We start from the raw sequence: 18607 nt of genomic DNA, 5'->3' as shown, positions 1-18607 counted from the left end.
TTAATGTTGATCGTCAATGGAAAGCTTTGAAACCGTTGCCGAGACATTTTCCGCCCCATTGCGTATTTCCCCCATTACTAATGTCACCTCTGCCAACTGCAGCTTCCCTTCCTGGGCGATACGCTCAACCTCATTCATCATACTTGTTGCACTCGTCGTTAATTGACTATTTTTGCTGACTACGGCGGCGATTTCACTGGTTGATTTACTGGTACGGGCAGCAAGTTGTCTCACTTCATCGGCGACTACTGCAAAACCTCGGCCTTGATCGCCAGCGCGAGCGGCCTCAATGGCAGCATTGAGTGCCAAAAGATTAGTTTGATCTGCAATTGAGCTGATTGTTGCCACAATGGCTTGAATATTCTGAGATTGTTCATTGAGCTTTGCCATTGACTCTGTGGTTTTATTGGTTTGCTCTGCAATGGCGTTTGAGGTATTAACTGTTGCATTCAGTAATCTAACCCCTTGTTGGGCTTGAGTTAGCGTTTGCTGTGAGGTGGTAAGGGCAATATTGGCTGCCTCTTGAACGGCTTGGTTTTGTTGGACCCGAGCACTGACATCACTGGCAAATTTGATGATTTTTCTAACATGACCGTTTTCATCAAGAATGGGATTATAGGCAGCTTCTAGCCAGACGGCTTGACCATAGGCATTTTTACGCTCAAACAAACCGCTCTTAAATTGCCCATTTTGAAGGTCTTCCCAGAAATGCGGTTGTTGCTGATAGAAATTATCGAAGCAAAAAATGCGATGGTGTTTGCCTATGACTTGTTCTTTGCTGTACGCCATTACCCGTAAAAAATTACTATTGGCGTTGAGAATGGTACCCTCAGGAGTAAACTCAATAATGGCCTGCGACTTATTTAGTGCATCGAAAATGGCTGCTTGATCATCGAGTTGAAGCTTTTCTTTAGTGACATCGGCGGCAATCTTCATCACTTTTATAACTTTACCATCCAGTTTAATTGGGAAATAAGTCGCCTTAAGCCATACCTCATGTCCCTTTTTATGGATGCGACAGAAATTACCTTCCTGCAGATGGCCTGCTTTCAAATTGTCCCAAAACTGACGATAAGCGGGAGAGTTCGTATATTCAGGCTTACAAAGTATTCTATGGCTTCGACCCACAACCTCCACAAGTGAATAACCCATCGTATTTAAAAACAGGTGGTTGGCATCTAGGATTTCACCTTCGGGTGAAAACGTTACGGAGGCGACACTGTTATCAATGGAATCAACTAAAGATTCCGATTCCAACAGTTTCGCCTCACTTTCTTCAAGGCTTTTACGTAATGATGAATTAAACACTTTGATACTCCTCAATTCAAAAACGACTTCTGTTTTATGGGGGGCGATATAGCACTAAATGCACTGATAAATATAGCTGTGATTTTGGCGCGTAGTGAAAATTGTACAATGATCTTATACTCGGATTGTGGGGAATAAGATCACAAAAATCAGGTGTGGATAAAGTGAAGTCATAAACCCTGAATGAGAAAAAGCTGCCAAGTGGCAGCTTTGTAAGGTGTAAAAGGGGAGTTATATAATTTTCTCTATTTTAGCGGGTAGCCCTTGCCTTGCGGATGCGCCGCTTGCCCAATCTACTAATGGATAGCGGCCGTGGCGACTCGGATCGAACAGATTCAAATCGTTCATATTGATACCTACTCGGATCAGTGGGTTAGCGGCGATTTTAATGTCGTCGATTACTATGTCCCGCGCGCCGAGTTCTTTATGACCATAACCATGTTCGATGGCTATGCAGTCAGGATGAACTCCGGCAACAGATTCCACTAAGGCAATAACGCTACCGTTCGGCGTGCTTATTTTCACCGTATCGCCAGTGTTGATCCCGAGACGTGCGGCCGTTTTTTCATTTATCCGTACTGGATTATTAGGGTGTACTTGGCGCAAACGGTCCGATCCAATGCTCATCGAACTCATGGTATGCGACTTGTAACTACTGATAAGCAAAGGCCACTGTGATTTGTCAAAAGCCTTATGAAGCGGTGTGCCATTGGCTAGGGCGGGTTGATATAAGCGCGGACAGCCACTCATAAATTCCCCTGTGAGACTGTTACGGCGACTGCCTACTTCGGGATTCCACAGCATCATAGGTTTTGGCCAAACCTTGGTTGGATTCCCCACTTCATCCCGTGCACCGCTCATATTTTCAAAGCGGCCGCCGCGGGCAAATAAGTAGCTGACTTTTTTGACTTCATCTGGCTTGAGTCTGGCGTTGAGTTCGGCTTGAATGCGACTTACACCGCTAAGATACATGTCCTCGGCATTGATATCGGCGACGGCTTTGCCCAAATAGGCCACGTTGGCAGCACCATAAAGGGAGTAATCCGCTGCGCGCGTTAACGGATGTAAGCTGCCATCGGCGGCCTTAACGGCATTTTCGCCAAAACCAGGTAATTGCAGTTTTATTGCCACTTGGCTTAAGAAAGACTCCATGCACACCACATCGCCACTGGCCATTTTTGTGACCCTTGGTTCGACAATCGGCCAGCGACCTGTTGTTTCCTTTGTCAGAGTCCCATGCCACGCAGGGCTCCAACCCCATGACTCGTACGTTAATGTGTCGGGCACGATATAATCCGATAGCGCCGAGGTTTCGTTAATAAAGCTGTCGATACTGATAAACAGTGGCAGTACTTTGGGATCTTTCAGTTGTTCACCAATGGCTTCACCTAGGCCCGCTTGACCATAAATCGGATTGCCCATGTGGTTAATCCATGCTTTGAGTCGATAGGGATAACCGTGCACCGCCGCCGTTAAATGTTCGCCAAGCAAGGGCGATGAAATCGGAAACCAAGGCTCTTTAGCTGGATAAGGTGATTCGCCCGCTTCAACTTTACGGCGATACTCTGAGGTTTTCTCATAGGGGAATTTAGAGCGCGATAGGAATACGCCCTTAGGTTCGACCATGCCGTCAAACTCCTGCAGATTATACCTTGGGCCTTTACCAAAGGCGGGGAATGAACCGCCGGAAGCTAATGCGCCACCTTTTAAATTGATGTTACCTATCATGGCGTTGAGCATCATGATTGCCCACGCGCTATAGAAACCATTGGCGCTCATCGTGCCGCCGTGGGAGATCACCGCAGCCTTAGTGCCATGGCTGGTAAATTTATCCGCGAGGGCTATGATCTGCGCCTCGCTGATATCGCACTCCTTGGCATAGTGTGCCATTTCAACGCTACGTGCCGCTTCGCTTAAGAGTTGGAAGCTAGATTTAACCGCAATCACTCCCTTAGGTGTGTCGACGCTTTGGTCAACGTCGAGCTTGGCTTTCAGGCTTTGGCTAGCCAAAACTATCTTGCCACTCGCGGCATCGACAACCAACTGCGAGTCTTGCTCGCCGTAGGCTTTGCCGTCGAAAGGTAAGCCAAGATCGCTGGCAAAGAGATATTGGCCATATCTTGGATGGGTAGGTTCGCTGACGATCAAGAAGCCTGCGTTACTAAAACCACGGTAACCTGATGCTTTTGCTGCATCGACATTGGGTGCACTCAAAAAATCGGCGGCATAGCGCTGGTTATCAATAATCCAGCGCAACATGCCCATGGCGAGGGCCGAGTCGGTGGCGGGGCGGATCGGCAGCCAAGTATTGTTACCCGCACAAGGTTGATTCGAAGTATTGGGCAGCATGGGCGACACCACCACATAGCTGAAATTGGTGTTATTCACCCGCGCGTTAGCCAATTGTCTTGCTTGGCGTTTAAAGGGATTGCCCGATTGCTGCGGCGAGGTACCGATAAAGAGTAAAAATTCGCTATGATCCCAATCGGGTTTCAAGTGGGCGTATTTTTTCAAATCATCCAATAAAGCGCCTGCTCCGGCGCGGTAGGTAAAGCCACAGTAAGCGCCGTGGTTGGCAAAGTTTCGGGTGCCAAAACTGTTGAAGGTAAAGCGTTTGATAATGGCATCGCGGCCTTCATCGGAGGCATTCGAGACCAGTAACTGGTTGGCTTTAGGGCCATATTCTGGGTTATTGGCATCGAGCGGTGTGGCGATATCACGAATCGCTCTTAGCCCTTCGACTTGGCCCTCACCAAATAAATCACCACCTTCGACGACTTCATTCAGCAATTGCTCAAAGCTAATGCTCTGCCATTGGCCGCTGCCGCGCTTACCCACGCGTTTAAGACATTGGGTGATGCGATGTGGACTATCTAATTGTTCTAGCATGGCATTACCGCGGGCGCAGGCGGTGGAACGCCCCTGCAGACCCTGTTCTTGAAAGGCGCTAAGCCCAACAAAGGCGGTTTTGATCGGTGTATCAAAATCGATATGTTCCCGCGATGACAACGGATGATAAGGATTACCGCTGATACGGATGATCTTATCGGTTTTTTGATCGATACGAGCGCGCACGCCGCATTTGGTCCAGCAACCTAAGCACATAGTATTGGCGATGCGTTGATCGTCATTGCTGATTAACTGGCCTGACTGTAAATCGACTTTGTATTCAGGTGCTAAGGAATTGCCATGCAGCGGATCTTGGGTCGATTTTCCTGAAGTACCATTGACGACACCTTTACCTATTTGCGCTAATGTATGGCTATAACCCGCGGCAAACAATCCCACACCACCCGTTACAGCGGCCCCTTTGATAAAACGACGTTTACTCTTATCCATGATGGACTCCTTAATTCTGTAAACTAATTGGGTGCTCAGCGAGCAAGTTTTGCCGCAGGCGTGTGGCGAATAAGTTCGGAGACCAGCGCCATTAATGTTAACCAGAGGCCGAAGGTACCAGCTATGCCTAATAGCCCTTCGGGTCCCCAAGGCAGTTGATAGAGATAAGTCCCCGCGCCGTATTTAGGATCGGTTTGCGCTTGGATTAGCACTATCCAGCGAAATCCCCACGCAAGGTGAATGGCCGTGAGGCTGACGATTAGCATTGCCACATTGGGTAAGTGACGAATGGCGAGCATCAGTGCCAGCACGGCGAGTGTGACCAGTACCCAAATTGCAGCAAGTTGCCAGCTTGGGCTGGTTTCAAGCAATAATGCGGCTTCGGGGGCCGAGCCCTTATCGAATAACGCCCAGCCGATAAGGCATAGGGCGAATAGACCAAAACTCGCTCTTACCCAGAGTAATAGGCTGTCTTGGGTGCGCTGTTGGTAGCCCGTTAATAGTCGATTCAGTACCACCAAAGTGCCGCAGGCGGCGAGCAGGGCGCTCATTGCCATCAAAGGTGGCAGCCAATAGGTATGCCACAGTGGCCGCGCCTTAATGGCCATGGTTTCCATGCCAGTGTAGAGGGCGATACTGCAGGCACTCAGGGCCGTGATAATCGCGATTGGCTTGATGAATTTGTCACTATCCCAATCACCGAATCTCAGTAATTGGCCTATTTTATTCACCCAATCTGAGTCTTGATTCGTGGTGTGCTTAGGCAGATATTGACGCAGTAGCAGCCAAGCAAACACTGCGCTGGTGCCCGAGAATACCGGCAGTAAAAAGGCGCCATACCACATCCAAGAATCCGGGCGAACTTGCGCATAAAAATGCCAAGCCCGCAGCGGTTGGTGTAAATCGGCGAGTAAGGCAATAGGCGCGACTATGCCTGCGGTCAACATTAAACAGGCGCAGAGCTTCAGCAATCTGTCATCGGGTTTGGGTTGGCTAAACAAATGTATTGTCGCTACCCATACGCTGGCGTAGGCGAGCCCCATCATAAAAAAGTATTGCACTGCCCAAGGTAGCCAAGTAATGGCGATATCTGGGGTAAAGATTTCTTTAATGACCATGGTGGATCTCCTCGCCAGTATCGGTAAGTAAGGTTCTAACGGGGGCTTGGCCGCTGATCCTGTGCTCAAAAGCGCTGCTCATGCCGATGTAGAACACCCGCGGCGCAGTGTTTGCTGTTGGTTTTAGCACCTTGATATCGGTTTTGTTGGTGGCGAGTAACTGACTTATCTGGCTGTTAGGATCATTAAGATCGCCAATCACACGGGCTTCTCCTACGCAGGTCTCGACACAGGCGGGCAGTAATCCTGCATCCAATCTGTGGGCGCAGAAGGTACATTTGTCGGCGGTATTGGTGTCGTGGTTGATAAAGCGCGCATCGTAGGGGCAGGCTTGTACACAGTAGCCACAGCCAACGCACCACTCATTGTTGACGACCACTATGCCGTCCTTGCGTTGGAAGGTCGCACCCGTAGGACAAACGGGGATACAGGGCGGTTTTTCACAGTGATTACAAAGTCTTGGCAACATTAAAAACGCTGGCGGAGTGGTATCCTCCTGCTGCGAGACTTCGTACTGTTGCACTGTGGTGCGAAATTGTCCTAGGGGCGGTTGATTCTCGATAGTGCAAGCCACAGTACAGGCTTGGCAGCCAACACAGCGACGCAAGTCAATCACCATGCCGTAACGTTTACCCACTTGGCCTTCGCTGGCACTGTGCATTTGAGGGCTGCGTTTATCATCCTGCGCATACACTTGCACGACAGGGATCAGTGCGGCGCCAACGCTGACACTGGCCATTTTGCCGAGAAACTGACGTTTACTCTTGTCCATACGGATTTCCTTCACTCTTGCAGATAGCTAACAACAGGCTCATACACCCAATGCGTAAGGTTGATGGGCTAGGTATGCGGGCATTCTGGTAAAGGGGAGGCGGCAAAACTATAGTGGTTTTCCACATATTGAGTATGGGTTTGATCTAGCGCAATAAATATCCGTTAGAATGTCCCTCAATACATTATGGCTTTCAGTTTGTTGATTTTCAGGCGAGGGGATAACGGATTGTACTTCAAGCGATTTGAGAAAATGGAACCCTTAGTTGGTTGGGCTGTATCTGCGAAAAGTCTATGGCTAATAGCTTCTTTAGTTTGCTTACTAGGTTTACCTAAACTATCTACGGCACAGTCTTTGGAAAATACCCCAAACTCGGTTTTAGTTGCTCAAACGGCATTAGCTAAATCAGTCGTCGAAGAACCTAGTAATCAGGTTATTGATGTGGGCGTGTTAGCCATACGCGGTTATAAGGCGACTATCAACCGCTGGCAACCTTTGATGGGCTGGCTCGAAACCCAAATCCCCAACAGTTACTTTAGGCTACATCCTCTCTCCCTCGATGAGTTAGCCAAGGGCGTTGAAACTCAAGGGCTCGATTTTGTGATCACTAATCCGGGCCAATCCGTGTTATTGGCGCGGCAATATTCCCTCTCTTGGGTTGCGACCCTGCGTAGCCCGTTAAATAATGGCGCGGCGATGCAAGTGGGCTCAGCGCTGGTGGTGCGCGCCGATTCGCCCTATCACACCTTAAATGATCTCAAGGGGCGTCGCCTTGGGATCGTGTCGAAAAATGCCTTCGGTGGTTATCTTACCTTAGTGTATGAGGCTCAGCTAAAGGGTATAGATTTACCTAGGTTTGTGGGTGAAATAATTCCTTTAGGCTTTCCGCTAGATAACTTGATTTATCGGTTAGATGACAACAAAACTGCCACAGATTTAAAGCAACAGCTGGATGCTGCGGTAGTACCTGTTTGCCAGCTTGAACAAATGCAGACTGAGGGTTTGATTAACATTGAACGTCATCGAGTACTCGATAATCAAGCTCCAAAGGGGTTTGATTGCCAAGTGTCAACCCGTTTATACCCTAACTGGTCTATGGCTAAGACTAGTCGCGCATCCCAGCCATTAGCGAAGAGTGTGACGCAAGCGTTACTTGCACTTCCCGAAGGTCATCCCGCTGCTAAAGCTGCCGATTCTGTGGGATGGACAACCGCGGTTAGCCAACTCGCTATCGATCAACTGCTTAAAGATCTCAACATGCATCCCCTGCAGGCGCCATGGTGGCAAAGGGCGTGGCAGTGGGTCAAGTTACATCAACAATGGGCTTGGCTTGTTTTGGGGATTTTGGTTTTACTCAATGTGTATCATTTCTGGCTTGAATACCGCTTTAGCCGCCGCGGCCGTGAGTTGATTAGCACTCAGCGCCAGCTCAATGAAAACCGCGCGTTACTGGAACATGCCCAGCGTATTGCTATTGCGGGCGAGCTTGGCGCGAGTCTCTCCCATGAACTGAATCAACCTTTGGCGGCGATTGGTCATTATTGTCACGGTGCCGAAGTGCGATTACAGCGAGGAACTAGCCCTGAGGAACTGCAATCTGTGTTGGCGCTTATCCAGCAGGAAGTGACGCGGGCTGACAGTATTATCAGTCGTCTACGTAATTTATTGAAGAAGCGTCCCGTATCGAAACAACCCTTGTACCTACATGAACTCGTTAATGATACTGTGCCACTGCTTGCCTATGAGTTTGAACAGCATCAGATAAACCTTGCCGTAAATGTGAGTGGTGAAGCTTATTTGCAGCCACTCGATGAGGTGGGCATGCAGCAATTATTGCTCAATCTGTTGAAAAATGCTGCCGATGCCTGTATTCAACGGCAAGCGTTAGAGCAAAGTGCCAGTGAGGCTAATCCGAGGGACGATAGCAAATCCTACAGTCCCTCGATCGATATCGATCTACGCTATCAAGAACACAAAACCTTGCTGACAATCACCGACAACGGTACGGGTTTAACTGAAGAAGCTAGCCTGCTGATGCAAGCATTTTACTCCACTAAATCAGAAGGATTAGGTTTAGGCTTAGTGATTTGCCGTGATATTGCCGAGAGCCATGGCGGAACTTTCAATCTTGAAAGCGCCATAGGCGGCGGTTGCCAAGCGCAGATTGCTATACCGCGTAAATCCTAAACTGTATAAGACCGATAGGTCATAAACTTGATAGCCAATAAACCCGATGGAGCATACTGATGAGTCTTGAGTTACCCGTGTATTTAATCGATGACGATGACTCAGTGCGTCGCTCCTTGCGTTTTATGCTTGAAAGTTATGGCCTTAAGATCACTGACTTTGATAGCGCCGAAGCCTTTTTTACCGGAGTGGACTTAACGCTGCCGGGTTGTGTGCTGGTTGATGTGCGTATGCCGGGTTTGAGCGGTCCGCAGTTACATCTTGAATTAGTAGCAAAAAATAGTCCGTTAGCTGTGATTTATCTCACTGGTCATGGTGATGTGCCAATGGCGGTAGACGCATTCAAATTAGGCGCTGTGGATTTTTTCCAAAAGCCCGCCGATGGCGCTAAGTTAGCTGATGCCGTAGTTAAATCACTGGAATATGCTAAAGTACATCATCAAGATAATCAGTATCTTGCGACTTATCAAGCACTCACGCCAAGGGAGCGAGAAATACTCAATCTGATTGCCCAAGGCCTGAAGAACCAAGAGATCGCCGATAGTCTCTGTATTGCTATGCGCACGGTTGAGATCCACCGCGCCAACTTGATGAAAGGCATGCAAGTGGGATCGCTGGCGGAAATGATGCTGATCTACAGTCGGATCGCTGAACACCTGCGCCTTGAATAAATCTGCTTAAATTTACTTTTTACTGCGCTAATTGCCGTTTTGTTAGCCGCCTATTTGGGCTAAGTTGTCGTATCATTGGCCGCTTAACATTTGTCTGGCTATGGGTTTATTTTTTTGCTGAGCAATGGGCTTAGTCATCCGCTTAGTTCTGGGCTGAGATGTGAGCCATGGCATTAGTGCAGCGCCGCTTAATTGCCAATAGACTGTGATTGCCTTATTTTAGGGGCACTATTTTTAGGCCACGATTTTAATGTCAGTGGCCCTCTTGGATTGTCTTCTCTTAGTCATGTGGAAAAACTTCTGCAGCTTAGATAAGACTCTCCCGTTTGCATAAGGAATGAAATGGCAAGCTTGATTCGTATTGTGCTGATTGATACGCACCTTCCGGGCGTGGTGGAACTCGCCCTCAATGGCCATACCAACATTTGTGGTACTAACGCCTCGGGTAAAACGACATTACAACGTCTAGTACCTGTTTTTTATGGTGAATACCCAAGCCGCGTGGTGCCTTCGACCCGCGACAGTTTCGAGCGTTGGTACTTGCCACACGATTCAAGCTACATCATTTACGAATATCAAAAAGCCGACGGCTTACTGTACCAAGCCGTGCTGGCCTCTGCGGGCGATGGTAAGGGCGTTAACTATCGTTTTATCACCAAAGGTTTTGAGTTAAGCGATTATATTAAATCGCAAAATGGCGACACTATTCTGTGCCACACCATGGCGGAATTAGGCCGTGATTTAAAACGTGCCGGCATCGCCACCACTAATTTGCTTAATACTCGTGAATATCGCGCCATTATTCAAAACGATCGCACCCTATTAAGCACGGGCAGCAACCGCAGCGAACTACGCGGTTATGCACGCCAATTTGCCCTGTGTGAGGGCGAGCATTCCCTGCGCCACATCGAAAAACTCGCTAAAGCGGTGCACTCCAAAGAAGGCAAGATGGAGACGGTCAAATCCATGATCGCCGCCATTTTAGAGGAGGACGGGGTTAATCCGCCCAGCTCACGCTTAAACCCGCAGCGCGTTGAGGCGTGGATCCGTGAGAGCCAACTTATCCAAGGCTTTGAAGTTATTCGTCCTGAGTTTGAAAAACTCGAACAAGAATTTAACCAACTGCTCAGCGCCGAACTGCGTTTATCGAGCTTATCCCGCGGTTATCGCAACGATGAAACCTTAGAAGCCGATCGCCAAGATATTCAGCAAACCTTATCTAAGGAACTGAATTTAAAACTCAGATTGCTCGACGATGAATGGAAAGAGCAACGCGATGAGCTCAATCTCGATTTATCGGCTGCCAAGGGCGATGTGGCAAAGTGCGAGTATGAGCTCGATGCGATTGAAGATCAGCACGCCGCCTTTTTAGATGCCAACATAGAGCAAGCCAAGGCCGATCTTGAGATGCTGCCGAACTGGCGCACCGATGTTGAAAACCTAAGTGAACGCCATAAGTTGCAAACCGAGAAGCACCAAGACATTGAGGCGGCCTACAATGCCCGTCGCAGTAAGATTGGCGAGCAGTTAAACCGCGAGCTTGAAGGTTTGCATGCCGACCAAGACAAGCAGCGCGAAGCCCGCGATAAGCAACGCGAAGTCGCGCGCACCGATATCGACGCCCTAGAGCTGCAATGGCGCAACCAAATGGATGCGGGCAAGGCTAGCTTTAGCGAGCAGGAATACCAATTCAAACTCACTGCCGCCGAGCTTAAATTGCGTGTCGATGGTGTGACTTACACCGAAGAAGAAAAGCTGAGTCTCGCGATTTTCGACGAACGTATTCACCGCGCCGACGAAGAACAAGAAAGCTGCAATGCCAAGGTCGAACGCTTAAGCAGCGATGAGCGCAAGCTCAGAGCTAAACGTGACCAAGCCAACGAAGCCTTGCGTATCGCCACCTTAAGGGTGAATGAGCGTCAAACTGCGCTGGATGAACTGCACCATATGTTGTTCCCACAATCCCACACCCTATTGGAGTTTCTGCGTAAAGAATCCCAAGGCTGGGAGAAAAGTTTAGGGAAAGTGATCGCGCCTGAACTACTGCATCGCACCGATTTACATCCAAGCTTAGTGACTGAATCGAGCGAAGCTTTCTTTGGCGTACATTTAGATCTTAAAGCGATCGATGTGCCTGAATATGCCGCCTCCGAGCAAGAGCTGCGTATTCGGTTAAGTAAAGCCGAAGAAGCCCACACTAGTGCCCAAGAAATGCAAGCCGAGGCCGAATCTCAGCTGGTGGCCATTAATGGCGAGTTGGATAATCTCAGCCGTGAACTGACCTTTGCCCGCACGGCGTACAAAAATAGCCGTGACGATCTGCGTCGCCTATTTGATGAAAAGCGCAGCGAGCAAGAGAAAATCAACAAAGCATTGAGCGATCGTAAAGCCCATGCGGGACAAAGGCTGACCCAACTCGATGGCGAGCTAAAACAGCTTAAACATCAGCACGAACTCTGGCTCGAAGAGCAAAAAGAGCAAGCGTTAGAAGCGCGCATGGAAAAGAATGCCTATTGGCAGGAAGTCATCGGCGCGCTCGACAATCAACTCGGCCAAATTAAAGCGACCATTGAAGGGCGCCGTGAAAGTGCCAAAATTGAGCAGAAAGCCTGCGAGACTTGGTATAAAAACGAGCTTAAATCCCGCGGTGTGGATGAGGATAATATCCTCAAACTCAAGCAACAAATTCGCGAGTTAGAAACCAAAATCAGCCGCGCCGAGCAGCGTCGCAGCGACGTACTGCGCTTCGACGATTGGTATCAGCACACTTGGCTTGTGCGCAAACCTAAACTGCAAACTCAGCTTAGCGATGTGAAGCGCGCAGTATCGGAAATCGATCAACAGCTTAAGGCGAAAACTCAGGATGTTAAGGCCCGTCGTCAACAACTCGAAACCGAGCGTAAAGCGTCCGATGCGGCGCAGGTTGAAGCTTCTGAAAACTTAACTAAATTACGTGCCGTAATGCGTAAACTCGCCGAGCTTAAGTTACCAACCAATAACGAAGAAGCCCAAGGTAGCCTAGGCGAGCGTCTGCGCCAAGGTGAGGATTTGCTGCTGAAACGCGATTACTTGATGGGGTCAGTGAAGCAATATGTGGAGCATTTCGACTCAGTGATCGCCAGCAAGTCAGGTTCGGGCCTTGCCGAAACCTGGGAGCGCGCCCGCGAAGAATCGAGCTTTATCAACGACAAAGGAATTCGTCTGCTGGATTACCGCAAGTTAGTGCCACAACTTGAGCAATTGCTGAACGTGATAGTGCCGCAATCGATTACCGCGCTGCGTGAGCAGGGACGGATTTTTGGTGTCGACTTAACCGCCTTCTACGATGTGTTAGCCGATATCGACCGCCGCATTGCCTCCCAAAGTGCGCGTATTACCCGCGAAGTGGGCGAAGAGTTATTCCTCGATGGCGTGTCTGAATCGGCTGTGCGTATTCGCTCGCGCATCAGTGAGCTAGAGTTCTGGCCTGAGCTTGAGCAGTTCGTCAAAGCCTTTAAGCATTGGAAAGCAGATGGCTTTAATGGCTTGCCCGATGAGGATTACACCAACAGCATGCGCCGCGCCTTAGACATTATCGGCCGTGCCGCATTAACGGGGGGCATCTCTAAGTTGCTGGAAATCGAGCTGCGCCTCAAAGAAGGTAACAGCGATCTGATTATCCGCACCGACAGACAGCTTAACGAATCCTCAAGCCACGGTATGGCGTATCTGATTTTGTGTAAGTTTCTGCTGGCATTCACGCGCTTGCTGCGTGGACGCGCCGATGTCACCATTCACTGGCCAATTGATGAGTTGGGCACTTTGCACCATACCAACGTGAAGAAGATTTTCGATGCTTGCGAAAATAACAATATTTGTGTGCTGGGCGCCTTCCCGAACCCAGAGTCTGAGGTGCTGAACTTGTTCGCCAACCGTTACATTATCAACAAACAAACCAAGAAGTTGCAGGTGGTGAAGCCCAAAGCCAATCCGATTGCCGACATGCTGAGCAAACGCTTGTCTAAGGAGACTGTGTAACCATGAGTGAATCGACACAAACCGTATTGGTCGGTACTGGCGCTTTGATTGAACTGTTACTCAAGGGCGAGTTTATTTGCCGCACCACTAATGAAGAAGGCTGGCGCGCCCTTAAAAATAGCAGCACCCGCGAGCGGGTCGAAGGCTATTTAAACCAGATCAACCGTACCGTGGCCTCCGCCGCCGAAGGTGATGTGTTCTTCTGCGGTTATTTGCAGCTCGGCGATGCCGAACGCAAAGTGATTTCGTCGCAGTTTAAAGATATCTGTCAGGCATTGATCCCGCTGGTGGAATGGTTGGTATTAGTGCAGGAAGCCAGTGGCCAAGATGCGCCGCTGAGCGAAGGTGCGCCCGTGCGGTTAACTGAGCTACAAAGCCGCATAGAAGACACGCCGGCGTTTCGTGAGCAGTTAGCCAAACTCAGTCAATATCGCCTATTTGGCTCGACCAGTACCAATAGCGATGCGCAAATCAAATTAGTCTTCAAACGCTTAGTCGAACTCGGCTATTTAGTGCGCCCCAATGCGGAGAAGCAAATCTATATCGCTACGGGCAAGCTGGATTATCTGTATGAAGTCATTCGCTTTATCGATGAAACCGAAGGCTTAAGCCTAGAAGCGCAGGCAGAAACGGCGACCCAGCGGGACTTGATATAATGTTAGCACTGTTAAACCTAGGTAAAAGCTGCGACCAAGGAGGCCGTGATGAGCAGTAACTTGCATCAGGCTGGGGTTAAGCTGCTCAAGCAGTTAGGTCGCCATGCTGACATTATTATGGACACCTATTTGGCGGGCTCTCTTAACGAGGATGCGCACGATCCAAGCGTGGTTGAAAAGCTTAAACAGGCGGGGATTTTATGGCGGCCAGAGCCAGATCAGGAGCTGCGGCTTAAGCGTTCTGTGCGAGCCTTGCTCGAAGAAGGCTTAAGTGACGAGCGCAATCGCCAAATCGACTCTAATGTCGGCTCGGCCTTAGCGACCATTAAAACCTTGGCCGATCACTATAAAGAGGCGCGTCATAGCTCAGATTACAGCGCCGCCGAGGCCTATTTGTCAGATTTAAGCGAGCATGTTTATAGCTTTGCCGACAGTCTGCGTTATTCGATCCGTGTGCTCTGGGGCCGCATTAATAACGAGTTCGGTTACGTTGGTACGATCAACGCTAAGATCCGCGAAAACGAATTAGCCCAAAGCCAAGTCTCTGAATTGCTTAATGGCTTAGAGATGTTCCAGTTTAGTGAGCTAGGCGAAATTGCCGGCGATATCCGTGAACTGCGCAAGCTCTTAGTGACGACTTTGCAGGAAACTATGAGCGACTGCGCCCAGGAACTGAGCGTAGTGCAGGGGCGTTTACTCGAACTCTTAGGCCGCTTCAGACAAATCCGTGGCCGTACCCGTTTGCTCAAGGGCTGGTTGCTCTACACTGACTTGCATCCGGATTATCGTCCTGCGGATCATGTGTCGCACAAGGAAATTCCGAGCCTATTCAATCGCGCCGAAGTCTTGCTCGCTCCTGCATCGGTCGACGTGCATAACGCCAGCCAAGAGCTGGAGTTGATGGACATAGTTGCGCATATTAAGGCGATCAGCCGTCATCCTGTGATTGCGGCGGTACGTGAGCATGATGTATCTGTTTCTATCACCCAAAGTGAAGACTTCGATGTACCGGATAATCCGCTTAAACAAGCGGTGGATAAGTATTTCGTCGATGTGATTGAGTCTGGCCTGCGCCAATCAGCTCTGGAATATCTGGCAGAAAAAACCTTGCCTTGGGATGCTGAAAGCTGGATTTATCAAGTGATTGGCGGCTACGAAGGTTTACCAGATGAACATAAAGCCTACTTTGAACTTGAGCCATTAGGAGAGCCACACCCTATCTATAGCGGCAACTTTATTATTCGCGATGTTGAGTTATGGCTAGCCTAGGTCAGCAACAACTGCAGCTGTTGGAGAACGCTTTTATTAAGCGTTCTCCCAAGGTTAAGCTCACGGCTAACTGGCGCGCTATTTACCGCGAGTTAGAAGTGGGTGAGTTAGATGAGTCCGAAAAGTATTTGTGCTTCGCGCCCCGAGATTTTGATCTATTAAGGCAAAGCGTGTTGGCGTTAATGGGGCTTGATTTAAGGCAGCTTGATTTCAATGTCGATCGCATGGCGATGTCCGCCAAAAGTCACGATGAAAAGCTCGCTAAGATCCGTCCCGAAGCCGAATACGTTTTGATGAAGTATCTAGGTTTCGAATCTTCACCAACTGGGATTTCAACTCGCACATCACTGCGTATTCCATTGGATGAAGCACAAAAGCATTGCCATGAACTCAATGTCGCAGCCATCCTCGTGGTTGAAAATTTAGATGTGTTTGATGTTATCCATCAAGCGCGTTTGCCACAGGACTTAAGCAATATCATGGTCATCTACCGTGGCAGCGGTCATCATTCACCCATCGGCGTGCGGCATTTTTTGCGCTCAATGGCAGGGAAACTGCCGATTATTGCCTTTACCGATTTTGATCCTGCTGGTCTGCAAATCGCCCACACTTTAATAGGCATGACTCATTGCGTAGCGCCGCAACTTGCGCTGACTGCACCTGCTGATTTATTGGCGATAGCGCAAATTAATTCCACCCGTGATTTCGACAAGCAAGCGAAACAGGCTAAGTATTTGCAAAATGCCGATTTAAAGCATTGGCAGAAACTCGCTGTTTGGTTGAATCAAAACCACATTAGCATCAAGCAGCAACACCTGCTGGATCGTAAGCTTGAACTAGTGTTAGTGCCATATATTTAGCTGTCATTCATTTTATCTCACTGCTTTATTGTAATTGTCTGGTTTAAAATCCTGTTATAAATTTAAATTTAGTTATTAAATCCAGGGTTTAAATGGAGGGTGTGTTTTAATTGTTTAGATTGTTTATTTTTAGTGTCTTATCTGTGTTTATTTTTGATGTAAAAATGAGTGAGGCTGGTACTTATTTATAAATCTAATATTATTTAACGTTTTAAAATCATTATGTTATGAATTTTTTGTGATATCTCTCGCTGAATTTAAGATGAAAAAAACAAAATTTTTCATTGAATTAACTGCCAGCATGTTTCACTATCCCCTGCCTAAGCCAAAAGGGAATGGCATTTGTGCTCATCATGGAAGATGAATAACAAGAAACTACCTTCCTGGGGAAACTACAAGCATGATGAAATCACTTTCGACGCGGATCTTTATTGGTCTGTTTGCGGGTCTTATTTTTGGCACAATTGTGCAGTACTTTTTAAACGATATTGGCTTTTTCTCGGGTAGTTTAGTCGAGCTGGCAGGTGGCGCTGGCACTATGTTTGTCAATATGATCATGATGCTAGTGGTACCATTGGTGTTTGTGAGTATTGTTTGTGGTGTCTGTGAGTTGCAAGATCTCAAAAGCTTTGGTCGTTTGGGCGGCAAAACCTTCGGTTTTTACATCATCAACACCCTAGTGGCTATTGCCACTGCATTATTGGTGGCGCTGTTACTCAATCCCGGTAAAGGCGTGGATATGAGTAGCACTGACGGCGTCGTTATCACTGCTACTGAACTACCCAGCTTGATGGCGTTAGTGATTGATATTATTCCCCGTAATCCTGTTGCAGCCTTTATGTCGGGCAATATGTTGCAAGTAATCTTTATGGCCTTAATGCTCGGCGGTGTGATTAAATCCCTCGGTGAGCATGTTGCTGGCGCGGTGCAAGGGTTTCAAACCGCGAATAAGATCATGATGAAGCTGATTTCTGTGGTGATGAATCTTGCGCCCTATGGTGTTTTTGCCTTGATGTTTAAACTTGGCGCAACCCTCGAAGCCGCTGTATTTATGAGTGTAGTTGAGTATATGGTGCTGATCCTCGCGCTGCTGCTGCTGTGGATTTTTGTAGTTTATCCAATGGCGGTGGGATTCTTTACCCCTATTTCGGCTAAAACCTTTCGCGAAAAGACCCAAGAGCAAGTGCTGTTTTCACTCTCGACTGCAAGCTCGAATGCCACTATTCCTGTCACTATGCGCACCCTAACCGATAAGTTAGGTGTAAACCGAGCCGTAGCCGGATTTGGTGTACCGCTTGGTGCGACCATGAATATGGGTGGTGTGGCGATTTATATCACTATCGCGATTTTCTTTGTGGCGAACGCCTTTGGCATGCCCATTACTAATGAGCAATTACCTTCGTTGCTATTTAGTATCTTCTTATTATCTGTCGGTGCGGGCGGCGTTCCCGGCGGTGGTATGGTGATGATAGGCGTGCTTATCCATCAAATGGGTCTACCGATAGAAGCCTTTGCCATTGTTGCGGCTCTAGATCGCATTATCGATATGGTACTGACATCCTGTAACGTGGTCGGCGATACTGCAGTATTGACCATAGTCGATCAAACTGAGAAGGCGCATCAGGTGGAGTTTGCTAAGCGCTAATATTTGAGAATAAATTCGAATAAAAAGCCACTTAAATCAGTGGCTTTTTGTTTGGCTATTACTTACTGACGCGGGTAATTCTGTCTAAATATCCCATGGCACAGGCCGATAACACAAAGGTGATATGGATCAGCAGATACCACATTATCTTGTCATTGGAAATGTTCTCAACATTCATAAATATCTTGAGCAAGTGAATGGACGAAATAGCCACAATAGAGGCGGCGACTTTGTTTTTCAGCGAGCCTGAATCTAGCTTACCAAGCCAACTGAGTTTTTCGCTATCTTCGTCGACATCTAACTGCGAAACGAAATTTTCATAGCCAGAAAACATTACCATTACGATAAGGCCACCCACTAAGGTGATATCAATTAGTGATAGTGTGACCAGTACTAGGTCTACTTCGCGCATCTCAAAAATGATGGGCAGAACATGAAAAATTTCTTGGAAGAATTTAATGCCTAAACCCAATAATACTAGGCTTAATCCCAAATAAATCGGCGCCATAATCCAACGCGATGCATACATTAATTTTTCAAATATTTTTTCCATCAAAAATTTAACCCTTTATATAAGATACAGTAGAAGTCAACCTAATCATTTAAGCTAAAACAATAGCATAATGCACTTTCGGTCCGCCATTATACAATAGCCAGGGCGGGATCATACTTTGTTAACTAACGGAAACTTTTAGGCTTAAACAGGATCAGAGCAAGCATGTTATGCTAACGACCTATTCCCTATGTCACTGTTTGAACACTTGA

The 18607-nt window shown here is 48.1% G+C and carries 12 protein-coding genes; 7 read left to right on the top strand and 5 right to left on the bottom strand.

What is annotated here, in order from left to right:
• The 4 genes from L2744_RS11910 to dsrO all read right to left on the bottom strand — a co-directional run bounded on the left by L2744_RS11910 (position 1) and on the right by dsrO (position 6537).
• Positions 1 to 1308, bottom strand: coding sequence for a methyl-accepting chemotaxis protein (locus L2744_RS11910; RefSeq protein WP_248992109.1), 1308 nt, complete (start codon positions 1306 to 1308; stop codon positions 1 to 3).
• A 231-nt stretch (positions 1309 to 1539) separates the two neighbouring features.
• Positions 1540 to 4647, bottom strand: a complete 3108-nt coding sequence (locus L2744_RS11905) for a tetrathionate reductase subunit A (RefSeq protein ID WP_248992108.1) — start codon at positions 4645 to 4647, stop codon at positions 1540 to 1542.
• Between the two features lie 35 nt (positions 4648 to 4682).
• Positions 4683 to 5765, bottom strand: coding sequence for an NrfD/PsrC family molybdoenzyme membrane anchor subunit (gene nrfD / locus L2744_RS11900; RefSeq protein ID WP_248992107.1), 1083 nt, complete (start codon positions 5763 to 5765; stop codon positions 4683 to 4685).
• Entirely contained in the window at positions 5755 to 6537 is a 783-nt protein-coding gene (gene dsrO, locus L2744_RS11895; RefSeq protein ID WP_248992106.1) for a sulfate reduction electron transfer complex DsrMKJOP subunit DsrO, read from the bottom strand. The genes nrfD and dsrO overlap by 11 nt, the downstream gene beginning before the upstream one ends.
• A 252-nt stretch (positions 6538 to 6789) precedes the next feature.
• Between dsrO and L2744_RS11890 the strand changes: the two genes are divergently transcribed.
• The 7 genes from L2744_RS11890 to L2744_RS11860 all read left to right on the top strand — a co-directional run bounded on the left by L2744_RS11890 (position 6790) and on the right by L2744_RS11860 (position 17842).
• Positions 6790 to 8724 carry a sensor histidine kinase gene (locus tag L2744_RS11890; protein WP_248992105.1) on the top strand — a complete coding sequence of 645 codons (1935 nt, stop codon included), beginning with the start codon at positions 6790 to 6792 and terminating at the stop codon, positions 8722 to 8724.
• Positions 8725 to 8783: 59 nt separating this feature from the next.
• Positions 8784 to 9395: a response regulator transcription factor gene (locus L2744_RS11885; RefSeq protein WP_248992104.1), complete on the top strand. Its 612-nt coding sequence runs from the start codon at positions 8784 to 8786 to the stop codon at positions 9393 to 9395.
• A 342-nt stretch (positions 9396 to 9737) separates the two neighbouring features.
• Positions 9738 to 13412 carry an ATP-binding protein gene (locus tag L2744_RS11880; RefSeq protein ID WP_248992103.1) on the top strand — a complete coding sequence of 1225 codons (3675 nt, stop codon included), beginning with the start codon at positions 9738 to 9740 and terminating at the stop codon, positions 13410 to 13412.
• Between the two features lie 2 nt (positions 13413 to 13414).
• The gene (locus tag L2744_RS11875; protein ID WP_248992102.1) at positions 13415 to 14068 is read left to right on the top strand and encodes a hypothetical protein; all 654 of its coding nucleotides are present in this window, start codon (positions 13415 to 13417) and stop codon (positions 14066 to 14068) included.
• 48 nt (positions 14069 to 14116) lie between these two features.
• On the top strand, positions 14117 to 15337 hold the full coding sequence (locus L2744_RS11870; RefSeq protein ID WP_248992101.1) for a phosphoenolpyruvate carboxylase: 1221 nt from the start codon (positions 14117 to 14119) through the stop codon (positions 15335 to 15337).
• Complete coding sequence (locus L2744_RS11865) at positions 15325 to 16197, top strand: DUF7281 domain-containing protein (RefSeq protein ID WP_248992100.1); 873 nt, start codon at positions 15325 to 15327, stop codon at positions 16195 to 16197. Before L2744_RS11870 ends, L2744_RS11865 begins: the two co-directional genes overlap by 13 nt.
• Before the next feature lie 400 nt (positions 16198 to 16597).
• Positions 16598 to 17842, top strand: coding sequence for a dicarboxylate/amino acid:cation symporter (locus L2744_RS11860; protein WP_248992099.1), 1245 nt, complete (start codon positions 16598 to 16600; stop codon positions 17840 to 17842).
• A 58-nt stretch (positions 17843 to 17900) separates the two neighbouring features.
• On the opposite strand, the gene L2744_RS11855 is transcribed toward L2744_RS11860, so the two are convergent.
• Positions 17901 to 18395, bottom strand: coding sequence for a TIGR00645 family protein (locus L2744_RS11855; RefSeq protein ID WP_248992098.1), 495 nt, complete (start codon positions 18393 to 18395; stop codon positions 17901 to 17903).
• Between the last annotated feature and the right edge of the window lie 212 nt (positions 18396 to 18607).

The organism is Shewanella profunda, from assembly GCF_023283765.1.
In the GTDB taxonomy this organism is placed as follows: Bacteria; Pseudomonadota; Gammaproteobacteria; order Enterobacterales; family Shewanellaceae; genus Shewanella; species Shewanella profunda.
The sequence above is the reverse complement of the archived record's forward strand: the minus strand, read 5'-3'. Positions and strand labels throughout refer to the sequence as shown.

Coding starts and splice junctions, on each gene's coding strand:
- L2744_RS11855 (WP_248992098.1), bottom strand. CDS start 18,395: ATGGAAAAAATATTTGAAAAATTAATGTATGCATCGCGTTGGATTATG.
- L2744_RS11860 (WP_248992099.1), top strand. CDS start 16,598: ATGATGAAATCACTTTCGACGCGGATCTTTATTGGTCTGTTTGCGGGT.
- dsrO (WP_248992106.1), bottom strand. CDS start 6,537: ATGGACAAGAGTAAACGTCAGTTTCTCGGCAAAATGGCCAGTGTCAGC.
- L2744_RS11880 (WP_248992103.1), top strand. CDS start 9,738: ATGGCAAGCTTGATTCGTATTGTGCTGATTGATACGCACCTTCCGGGC.
- L2744_RS11870 (WP_248992101.1), top strand. CDS start 14,117: ATGAGCAGTAACTTGCATCAGGCTGGGGTTAAGCTGCTCAAGCAGTTA.
- L2744_RS11890 (WP_248992105.1), top strand. CDS start 6,790: ATGGAACCCTTAGTTGGTTGGGCTGTATCTGCGAAAAGTCTATGGCTA.
- L2744_RS11865 (WP_248992100.1), top strand. CDS start 15,325: ATGGCTAGCCTAGGTCAGCAACAACTGCAGCTGTTGGAGAACGCTTTT.
- nrfD (WP_248992107.1), bottom strand. CDS start 5,765: ATGGTCATTAAAGAAATCTTTACCCCAGATATCGCCATTACTTGGCTA.
- L2744_RS11885 (WP_248992104.1), top strand. CDS start 8,784: ATGAGTCTTGAGTTACCCGTGTATTTAATCGATGACGATGACTCAGTG.
- L2744_RS11905 (WP_248992108.1), bottom strand. CDS start 4,647: ATGGATAAGAGTAAACGTCGTTTTATCAAAGGGGCCGCTGTAACGGGT.
- L2744_RS11875 (WP_248992102.1), top strand. CDS start 13,415: ATGAGTGAATCGACACAAACCGTATTGGTCGGTACTGGCGCTTTGATT.